Source organism: Janthinobacterium sp. LPB2021202312-11-4, from assembly GCF_037049705.1.
Classification (GTDB): Bacteria; Pseudomonadota; Gammaproteobacteria; order Pseudomonadales; family Pseudomonadaceae; genus Aquipseudomonas.
Genome location: NZ_JBAGKV010000001.1, coordinates 446,217 through 455,435 on the forward strand (window position 1 = coordinate 446,217; position 9,219 = coordinate 455,435).

Here is a 9,219-nt window from a genome sequence, read left to right on the forward strand (position 1 = left end):
CATGACCGATAAGCCTCAGGTACCCGCCCGACAGCCCGACGAATCAGCGTCCGAAAGCCTGGAGGCGGCGGCGATTGCCGCGTACCTGGAGGCTCACCCGGATTTCTTCGTCGAACACGAAGAACTGCTCCCGGCCTTGCGTATTCCCCACCAGCGTGGCGACACCATTTCGCTGGTGGAGCGCCAGATGACCATCCTGCGTGACCGCAACATCGAGCTGCGTCACCGCCTCTCGCATTTGATGGACGTCGCCCGCGACAACGACCGCCTCTTCGACAAGACCCGCCGCCTGATCCTTGCGCTGATGGACGCCACCAGCCTGGAAGACGTGGTGATCAGCGTCGAAGACAGCCTGCGCCAGGATTTCCAGGTGCCCTTCGTCAGCCTGATCCTGCTCGGTGACAACGCCATGCCAGTGGGCCGCTGGGCCACCCACGCCGAAGCGCAAATCGCCATCGGCGGCCTGCTTTCGGAAGACAAAAGCGTCTGTGGCAGCCTGCGTGAACACGAACTGGACTTCCTGTTCGGCGAAGAACAACGCAAGCAGATCGGCTCCACCGCCGTCGTCGCCATCAGCCATCAAGGCATCCACGGCGTCCTGGCCATCGCCAGCCGTGATCCGCAGCACTACAAGAGCTCGGTCGGCACGCTGTTCTTGAGCTACATCGCCGAAGTCATGGGCCGCGTGCTGCCACGGGTCAACAACTCCCTACGCTCGGTACGCTGATCGTGGAACGACAACTGGACGCTTACTGCGAACACCTGCGCAGTGAGCGACAGGTGTCGCCTCATACGCTGTACGCCTACCGCCGCGACCTCGACAAAGTGCTGGGCTGGTGCGTCAAACAGAACATCGACAGTTGGGCGGCACTGGATATCCAGCGCCTGCGCAGCCTGATCGCGCGTCTGCATTCACAAGGCCAATCGTCCCGCAGCCTGGCGCGGCTGTTGTCGGCGGTGCGCGGGCTCTATCACTACCTCAATCGCGAAGGCCTGTGCGATCACGACCCGGCCAACGGCCTGGCGCCGCCCAAGGGCGAACGTCGCCTGCCGAAAACCCTCGACACCGACCGCGCACTGCAACTGCTGGAAGGTGCCGTGGAAGATGACTTCCTGGCGCGGCGGGACCAGGCGATTCTGGAGTTGTTCTACTCCTCGGGCTTGCGGCTTTCGGAACTGACCGGGCTCAACCTCGATCAACTCGACTTGGCCGACGGCATGGTTCAAGTGCTCGGCAAGGGCAGCAAGACACGACTGCTGCCGGTCGGCAAAAAGGCCCGCGAAGCGCTGGAACTGTGGCTGCCAATGCGCGCCATGACCAACCCGGCGGACGAAGCGGTGTTTGTCAGCCAGCAAGGCCGGCGCCTCGGCCCACGGGCGATTCAGGTGCGGGTCAAGGCTGCCGGCGAGCGCGAACTGGGGCAAAACCTGCACCCGCACATGCTGCGGCACTCCTTCGCCAGCCACTTGCTCGAATCTTCCCAGGACCTGCGCGCGGTGCAGGAACTGCTCGGCCACTCGGACATCAAGACCACCCAGATCTACACCCACCTGGACTTCCAGCACCTGGCAACGGTCTACGACAGCGCCCATCCACGGGCTAAACGCATTAAGGGCGATGAGTCATGAGAATCCAGTTGATCACCTTCGACCTCGACGACACCCTGTGGGACACCGCCCCGGTGATCGTCAGCGCCGAAGCCACACTGCGCGAATGGCTGACCGAGCACGCACCGAAGCTGGGCGCGGTGCCGGTGGAACATTTATGGGCCATTCGCGAACGAGTACTGAACAACGAACCGGGCCTCAAGCACCGCATCAGCGCTTTGCGTCGGCGGGTGCTGTTCCATGCGCTGGAAGAGTCCGGTTACGACCATGGCCAGGCTTCGGACCTGGCGGATCAGAGTTTCGAGGTGTTTTTGCATGCCCGGCATCAGATCCAGGTATTTCCCGAGGTCGAGCCGACCCTGGAGATCCTGGCCAACCATTACGCCCTCGGCGTGGTGACCAATGGCAATGCCGATGTCAGCCGGCTGGGGCTGGCGGACTACTTCAAGTTTGCGTTGTGCGCCGAAGACATCGGCATCGCCAAGCCTGATGCGCGGCTGTTTCACGAGGCCTTGCAGCGCGGCGGCGCAACAGCCGAGACGGCAGTGCACATTGGCGATCATCCGGGGGATGACATCGCGGGCGCCCAGCAAGCCGGGTTGCGCGCGATCTGGTTTAACCCGACGGGCAAAGCCTGGGAAGCGGATCGTTTGCCGGACGCGGAGATCCGTAGCCTGACCGATCTACCCGCACTGCTGGCGCGCTGGAACGCGGTTTCCGCCTGACCACAACCCCGTAGGAGCAAAGCTTGCTCGCGATAGCGGCCGGTCGGCCAACGTCCATTTTGAATGTGCTGGCCTCATCGCGAGCAAGCTTTGCTCCTACAGGGGCGGTGTCACGCCTTTTATCCTCGCCCATGAAAAAGCCCGCAGCGACGGCGGGCTTTTTCAGCAAGCAAGTAACAGGCGCTTAGATAGGCCGGCTGCCGTACTTGTTATCAGGCTTCTTGGGCGGATCGGCGACCACATTGGCCTCCACTTCCTGCACCTTGCCACCTTTGGCCAGGAACTCTTCCATGGCCTTGGCCAGGGCATCGCGCTCCTTGTTCTTGGCTTCGACGCTCGGCAACTCATCGACCGACACCGCAGCCTTGGCTTTGCCTTTGGCGGTCGGGGCCGGCGTGTCTTCGCCACCATCGTCGTCAGCAACGTCTTCCGCTGCTGCTTCCAGGCCTTCTTCGGCCTCGTCTTCGTCACCTACTTCGAGGTCGTCGTTTTCCAGATCATCGTCGCTCATGTTCTACCTCATGACTTGCGAAAAGCAGATTAGTTATAGCCCAGCTTCGCCATCTGTCGAAGGCCGCCGGAAAAAATTCTACAGCCGCCGGTAACCAGCGGTTTATGCCTCTTCACCGTGCACGGTGGCGAGGACTTTACGGGCACCGCCAAAATCACGGTGCTCGCCCAGATAAACGCCTTGCCAGGTGCCCAACGCCAGTCGGCCCGCCGAAATCGGCAAACTGAGCTGACAGCCAAGTACGCTGGCCTTGAAGTGCGCCGGGAGGTCGTCCAGGCCTTCGTCGTTATGCTCATAGCCGTCTGTTCCTTGTGGGATCAGACGATTGAAAAATCGTTCGAAGTCGCGACGGACCGCCGGATCGGCGTTCTCGTTGATGGTCAACGACGCCGAGGTATGCTGCAGCCACAAATGCAACAGACCGACCCGACACGCCTTGAGTTCAGGCAGGCCGGCGAGTAACTCGTCCGTTACCAGATGAAAGCCCCGGGGCCTTGCCCGCAGGGTAATCAGAGTCTGTTGCCACATACAGTTCTCCGCACGTTCGGGGCGCATTCTAGCGCGCTCTGGGAAAAAACAAAGGCCCTAATATTCCTGCAATGCTGTAAGTTTTTCGCCTCAGAAAAACGCTCGCCGTAAACACGACATAAGCCGTAGGAAAAAACCTTTGAGCAACTTCGTTAACGACAAATCCCGGACAAAAAAATGCCCGGCGAGCCGGGCAAGTTTTTGAGTGCGCGTCTTACAAGTTGTAGCCGCGTTCGTTGTGTTGTGCCAGATCGAGGCCGACCGCTTCTTCTTCGTCAGTCACACGCAGACCCATGACGGCGTCCAGGACCTTGAGGATGATGAAGGTGACGATCGCGGTGTAGATCACCGTGAAGCCCACGCCTTTGGTTTGAATCCAGACTTGAGCGGCGATGTCGGTAACGGTGCCGAAGCCACCCAGGGACGGTGCTGCGAACACACCGGTCAGGATCGCGCCGAGGATACCGCCGATACCGTGCACACCGAAGGCGTCCAGGGAGTCGTCATAGCCGAGTTTGCGTTTCAGGGTCGTGGCGCAGAAGAAGCACACCACGCCAGCCGCCAGGCCGATGATCAGCGAGCCCATCGGGCCCACAGTGCCGGCAGCCGGAGTAATGGCCACCAGACCGGCAACCACACCCGAGGCGATGCCCAGTGCACTTGGTTTGCCGTGGGTGATCCACTCGGCGAACATCCAGCCCAGTGCTGCGGCGGCGGTTGCGATTTGAGTCACCAGCATCGCCATACCGGCGGTGCCGTTGGCCGCAGCGGCGGAACCGGCGTTGAAGCCGAACCAGCCGACCCACAACATCGCCGCGCCCATCAGGGTGTAACCGAGGTTATGCGGTGCCATCGGGGTGGTCGGGAAGCCTTTGCGCTTGCCCAACACCAGGCAGGCAATCAGGCCAGCCACACCGGCGTTGATGTGAACCACGGTGCCGCCCGCGAAGTCGAGCACGCCCCAGTCGCCCAACAGCGAACCCGGACCGCTCCAGACCATGTGCGCGATTGGCGCGTAAACCAGGGTGAACCAGACGCCCATGAAGACCAGCATCGCGGAGAACTTCATCCGCTCGGCGAACGCACCGACGATCAGCGCCGGGGTGATGATCGCAAAGGTCATCTGATAGGTAACAAACACTGCCTCAGGGAACAGCGCCGCCGGGCCAGTAATGCTGGCAGGCGTGATGCCCGCGAGGAAGGCCTTGGCAAAGCTGCCGACAAAGGAGTTGAGGTTGACGACGTTGGCTTCCATCCCCGTGGTATCGAACGCCATGCTGTAGCCATAAATGAACCACAGGATGGTGATCAGACCGGTAATGGCGAAGCACTGCATCATCACGGAAAGAATGTTTTTGGACCGAACCATGCCGCCGTAGAACAGCGCCAGACCAGGAATGGTCATGAACAGCACAAGGGCAGTCGAGGTCAGCATCCAGGCGGTATCGCCGGAATTGAGGACTGGAGGTGCCACCGGATCTGCCGCCATGGCCAGGCCGGGCATTACGATGGACAACAGGGCTCCTAGCCCTGCGAATTTACGCAGAGTCATATTGTTTTCTCCTGGGGCGTTGGGTTTGTGGCGGCTTAGATTGCGTCGGTATCGGTTTCGCCGGTACGGATGCGAATCGCCTGTTCCAGATTGACCACGAAGATCTTGCCGTCACCAATCTTGCCGGTGTTGGCTGCCTTGGTTATCGCCTCGATAACCCGGTCAAGATCCTTGTCGTCAATGGCGACATCAATCTTCACCTTGGGCAGAAAATCGACCACGTACTCCGCGCCGCGATACAGCTCGGTGTGACCCTTCTGCCGACCGAAGCCTTTGACCTCAGTAACGGTAATGCCCTGCACGCCGATCTCGGACAACGACTCGCGTACATCGTCCAGTTTGAACGGCTTGATGATGGCAGTGACTAGCTTCATGAAAACTCTCTCCCGAATTGGTGGACTTGCCCCAGGAAAACAAACCCGACTCAAGTCTAAGCGCAGTGCCTGGCTTTGTAACGCATCGTCGGCCCAACCTGCCCGTCCGACGCCAGCTAACCACTCCGTGCGAAACTTCCCCGTTCCACGTGGCGCACTGCATTCGTCACAGCGACTGCATCAGTGCATGGGTCACTAGCGACTAAGCAGAAAGCTTGCCATCTCGCCAAAACCCACTGAATTCAATCCCTTGGCCGCTGTCGCAAGCCGCTTCGCGCCACTGCCAGCGGGATTACGCACAACAACAGTGCGTTGCCGTCCGTCCGCCTGCGCGAAAAGCGTGCATCCGTGCCTGCGGATTTGACTATAGACACTGCGTGATACACTGCCCGCCATTGTTTCCAGGACCTTTCCCATGCTCGCGCCCAAAGACTTCCTCGACGCCCTGAGCGGCACCGCCTCCCGCCTCTTCAGCGGCGAAACCCCGCTGCCGAAAAGCGAAATCGAAAGCCAGTTCAAAGCCCTGCTGCAAAGCGGCTTCAGCAAGCTGGATCTGGTGAGCCGGGAAGAGTTTGATAGCCAGATGGTTGTGCTCGCCCGCACTCGCGCACGCCTGGAAAGCCTTGAGACAAAGGTCGCCGAGCTGGAAGCGAAGCTCAACCCGCCAGCCGAATAACCCGGCTGACAATGCGCTCTCCCCGTAGGAGCTGCCGAAGGCTGCAATCTTTTGATCTCAGCCCCGCAAACATCTCGGCAACGTCCTACAAAGATCACTACCTCCGTCCGATAGCGTCGTGAAGCTCCGGCTCCTAAGCTCATTCTCAGCTGACTTATTCAGCACTGGGTTTGGCGACCTGGAAGCTTAAGGCGTACGGCGACCATCGACGGCGGATTTACTTCCGCCACATCGAGTCATGGCGGCTGTGCGTGGGAGACCTTCAGGTCTGCCGGGTTCCTTTTGCTCCGGTTCGCCAACCCGCGTACAGCTGCCACCCAATCGTTTGGCGACGATTGACGGCAGCCCCTTTAGCAAAAGGAGTTGTATCGATGAATAGCGACGACACGTACCTGATTCCCCATGTTTTCACCCGCCACAAACTCCACCTCCACGCCCTCCTGATTGAAAACCAACCCTGGTTCAGCGCCCGCGACCTTGGCCGACTCTTGCGCCTGTTCCTCGACGAACGCGCCGTCCGCAAACTCGACCCCGACCAACATCAAACCCTGCAAATACTCATCCACGGCACTATCGAAAACACCCTGCTCATTAGCGAGTCCGGTGTCTACGCACTGCTGATCTACCACTACTGCCCCGAATACCGAGGCCTGCGCGAATGGCTGACCCACGACGTAGTGCCCGCCCTCCGAGATGCCCAATACCCGACCACAACCGAACGCCCGATCCTGAGCCTGCTGAACTGGCCGGAGATGTCATTGAGTTTGCTGCACTGGAATAACCAGCCGTGGATTCGGTTGCAGGATGTTCCGCACATGCTGCCGGAGGGTGAGCGGCCACGACGGGCGGGGGATCTGCCGTGGTGGAAGCGTGCATCGCGAATGCTCCAGGCATTCTGACGACAAAGAAAAACCCACGCTTACAGCGTGGGGTTTCGTTTGAGAGCAGAGGATCAGGCGCAGTGCGGAAGACGCTCGACCTGACTTGGAACATGAAGCTCCTAACTTTCATACAGATCGAAAAACCGCCCCAGCCGAAGCCGGGGCGGTTTCCACCGGGTCAATCCTTACTGCGGATCATCCCAGCGGTCCCGCAGAAACTCGTACAGGCGAAAAGCCCATAGCGCGTTCCTAACGAGGCTCCACATATGTTTAAGAAACTTAGACATACTTTGGCCCTCCTTGCGTGAGGCCAAACCTCCAGTGCACTTTCCGGCGTACGCGCACCTTTGGGCATACATGTGGGTGTATGCGTCGAGGCGGCCGGGTGTGGGTTCCTCAAAACCAACACCGGCACGATTCTCACACCGTGTTGAGGAACATGAAAATCTTTACGCCCCCGGCCACACTTCGCGATCACCCACTTATTGAGCCTCATCGCGGCGAATGCTATCCCAGTTCATTCAGTACTTACCTTTCAAATCTTCTAACGAGTTGTATCAATTCATGAAATGGAAAACGCCCTTTCCAGCTCTCGCAGTTGTTAGCGCCTACCCTTAGCAGATTCGTTATTGACGCTTGCCGGGATGATCAAATTTGAATAGGCTTCCCATCGTGGGTGTATGCGTTGAGGAAGCACAGGCCTCGGCCTCACCGAAGCCTGCAAATAAAAAACCGTCTCCTCAAGGCGGTTTTTTTTCGCCTGCGATTTAGCCTTCACCGACGTCCTTCATCTCTCCAGGCAACGTCCTACAACAACCTCATCCCGCGACTGATTACGTCAGCACTCCCCTCTCCCTTACGCTTTACCCACCAAAAAGACACTCGCAACATCCTGCGAAAGTTTGGCTCCTGCGCCGCCTCACCACCCGACTACCCTTCAAACACCGCAGGAAGCGGTTCCCGTAAAAGCTCAAGGAACGACCATGTCCCTCTCCATCGTCCACAGCCGCGCCCAGATTGGTGTTGATGCGCCCGCCGTTACTGTAGAAGTCCATTTGGCCAACGGCTTGCCGTCGCTGACGATGGTCGGTTTGCCTGAAGCTGCCGTAAAGGAAAGCAAGGATCGGGTGCGCAGCGCGATCATCAATTCCGGCCTGCAATTTCCGGCGCGGCGCATCACGCTGAACCTCGCCCCGGCGGACTTGCCGAAGGACGGCGGGCGGTTCGATCTAGCGATTGCCTTGGGGATTCTCTCGGCCAGTGTGCAGGTGCCGACGTTGACGCTGGATGACGTGGAATGCTTGGGCGAACTGGCGCTGTCTGGCGCCGTGCGGGCGGTTCGCGGTGTGTTGCCCGCAGCGCTGGCGGCGCGCAAGGCCGGGCGGACGCTGGTGGTGCCGCGAGCGAATGCCGAAGAAGCGTGCCTGGCGTCGGGGTTGAAAGTGATTGCGGTGGATCATTTGCTTCAGGCTGTTGCGCACTTCAACGGGCACACCCCGGTGGAGCCTTACGTTTCCGATGGTTTGTTGTACGCCAGCAAACCCTATCCCGATCTGAATGAAGTGCAGGGGCAACTGTCGGCCAAGCGTGCGCTGCTGATTGCCGCTGCGGGCGCTCATAACCTGTTGTTCAGCGGTCCACCGGGAACGGGGAAAACCTTGCTGGCGAGCCGCTTGCCAGGGCTATTGCCACCCTTGGCCGAGACGGAAGCGCTGGAAGTCGCGGCGATTCAGTCAGTCGTCAGTTGCATGCCGCTAAGTCATTGGCCACAGCGACCGTTTCGCCAACCGCACCACTCCGCATCGGGCCCGGCGCTGGTGGGTGGCGGGTCAAAGCCGCAGCCCGGCGAAATCACCCTCGCCCACCATGGCGTTCTATTCCTGGATGAACTGATATTTTGACTTTTTAGGTTTGGCTGTCAAAAATCGAATTTAGACCGTCAGATCAAGGGTTTACCATGGCATTTCCGTCCGTAGAATCGTTACCAATCTTCTCAAATGGAGTCCACTATGATCATTACCCGTTTGAGCAGCTGGATGAACACCAAAGGGCAATATTTAGCGACGCAATGTCGAGCCGTGGTCGGCTATGCTCATCGGTGGTGCAGATTACGCTGAAGAGCTTTGAGTGCTACCTCCAGATAACCCGTCAGTTGGTAACTCCGCGATCGCAATCGAAATTCCGAAAAATGGCGGAAGGCTTTCTGGGTTTTTTATATTCAGAACAACATGTTGAAACGGCTCCGTCACTTCGATCCCAACGAGCGAAGTTTTTTATATCAGTAATTCCTTTCCTATCAGCAATATACCCCACCAAAAAAGATTACTCATTTCCGCTGACCATCGAAGCAATAGACAAATACCT

Annotated in this window: 11 protein-coding genes; 7 read left to right on the forward strand and 4 right to left on the reverse strand. The window is 59.0% G+C overall.

The genetic code is table 11. From position 1 onward, the window contains the following. Position 1 precedes the first annotated feature (1 nt). Genes V5E99_RS02045 through V5E99_RS02055 form a run of 3 tightly spaced genes read left to right on the forward strand, consistent with a single transcriptional unit; the run spans position 2 to position 2,333 of the window. Positions 2–727, forward strand: coding sequence for a DUF484 family protein (locus tag V5E99_RS02045; protein WP_499800516.1), 726 nt, complete (start codon positions 2–4; stop codon positions 725–727). A 2-nt stretch (positions 728–729) separates the two neighbouring features. Then, complete coding sequence (xerC, locus tag V5E99_RS02050; protein ID WP_499800518.1) at positions 730–1,629, forward strand: tyrosine recombinase XerC; 900 nt, start codon at positions 730–732, stop codon at positions 1,627–1,629. After that, positions 1,626–2,333, forward strand: coding sequence for an HAD family hydrolase (locus V5E99_RS02055; RefSeq protein WP_499800519.1), 708 nt, complete (start codon positions 1,626–1,628; stop codon positions 2,331–2,333). Before xerC ends, V5E99_RS02055 begins: the two co-directional genes overlap by 4 nt. A gap of 184 nt (positions 2,334–2,517) precedes the next feature. Here V5E99_RS02055 and sutA read toward each other — a convergent pair whose 3' ends face one another. The 4 genes from sutA to glnK form a co-directional block, all read right to left on the reverse strand. Continuing rightward, entirely contained in the window at positions 2,518–2,844 is a 327-nt protein-coding gene (gene sutA, locus V5E99_RS02060) for a dormancy-specific transcriptional regulator SutA (protein ID WP_499800521.1), read from the reverse strand. A gap of 102 nt (positions 2,845–2,946) precedes the next feature. Continuing rightward, a complete protein-coding gene (locus V5E99_RS02065; protein ID WP_008030499.1) occupies positions 2,947–3,372 on the reverse strand; it encodes a secondary thiamine-phosphate synthase enzyme YjbQ in 426 nt (141 codons plus the stop codon). A 214-nt stretch (positions 3,373–3,586) separates the two neighbouring features. Next, positions 3,587–4,924 (reverse strand): ammonium transporter, encoded by a 1,338-nt coding sequence (locus tag V5E99_RS02070; RefSeq protein ID WP_499800522.1) that lies wholly within the window; start codon positions 4,922–4,924, stop codon positions 3,587–3,589. A gap of 35 nt (positions 4,925–4,959) precedes the next feature. Beyond that, positions 4,960–5,298, reverse strand: a complete 339-nt coding sequence (glnK, locus tag V5E99_RS02075) for a P-II family nitrogen regulator (protein WP_002555808.1) — start codon at positions 5,296–5,298, stop codon at positions 4,960–4,962. Positions 5,299–5,713: 415 nt separating this feature from the next. Between glnK and V5E99_RS02080 the strand changes: the two genes are divergently transcribed. The 4 genes from V5E99_RS02080 to V5E99_RS02095 all read left to right on the forward strand — a co-directional run. After that, positions 5,714–5,974, forward strand: a complete 261-nt coding sequence (locus V5E99_RS02080; protein ID WP_259497511.1) for an accessory factor UbiK family protein — start codon at positions 5,714–5,716, stop codon at positions 5,972–5,974. A 371-nt stretch (positions 5,975–6,345) separates the two neighbouring features. Continuing rightward, positions 6,346–6,873: a BRO-N domain-containing protein gene (locus V5E99_RS02085; protein WP_499800525.1), complete on the forward strand. Its 528-nt coding sequence runs from the start codon at positions 6,346–6,348 to the stop codon at positions 6,871–6,873. 965 nt (positions 6,874–7,838) lie between these two features. Continuing rightward, entirely contained in the window at positions 7,839–8,756 is a 918-nt protein-coding gene (locus tag V5E99_RS02090; RefSeq protein ID WP_499800526.1) for a YifB family Mg chelatase-like AAA ATPase, read from the forward strand. A gap of 56 nt (positions 8,757–8,812) precedes the next feature. Beyond that, positions 8,813–9,219, forward strand: a 407-nt coding sequence (locus V5E99_RS02095; protein WP_499800528.1) for a hypothetical protein, incomplete at its 3' end; no start/stop codon positions are given.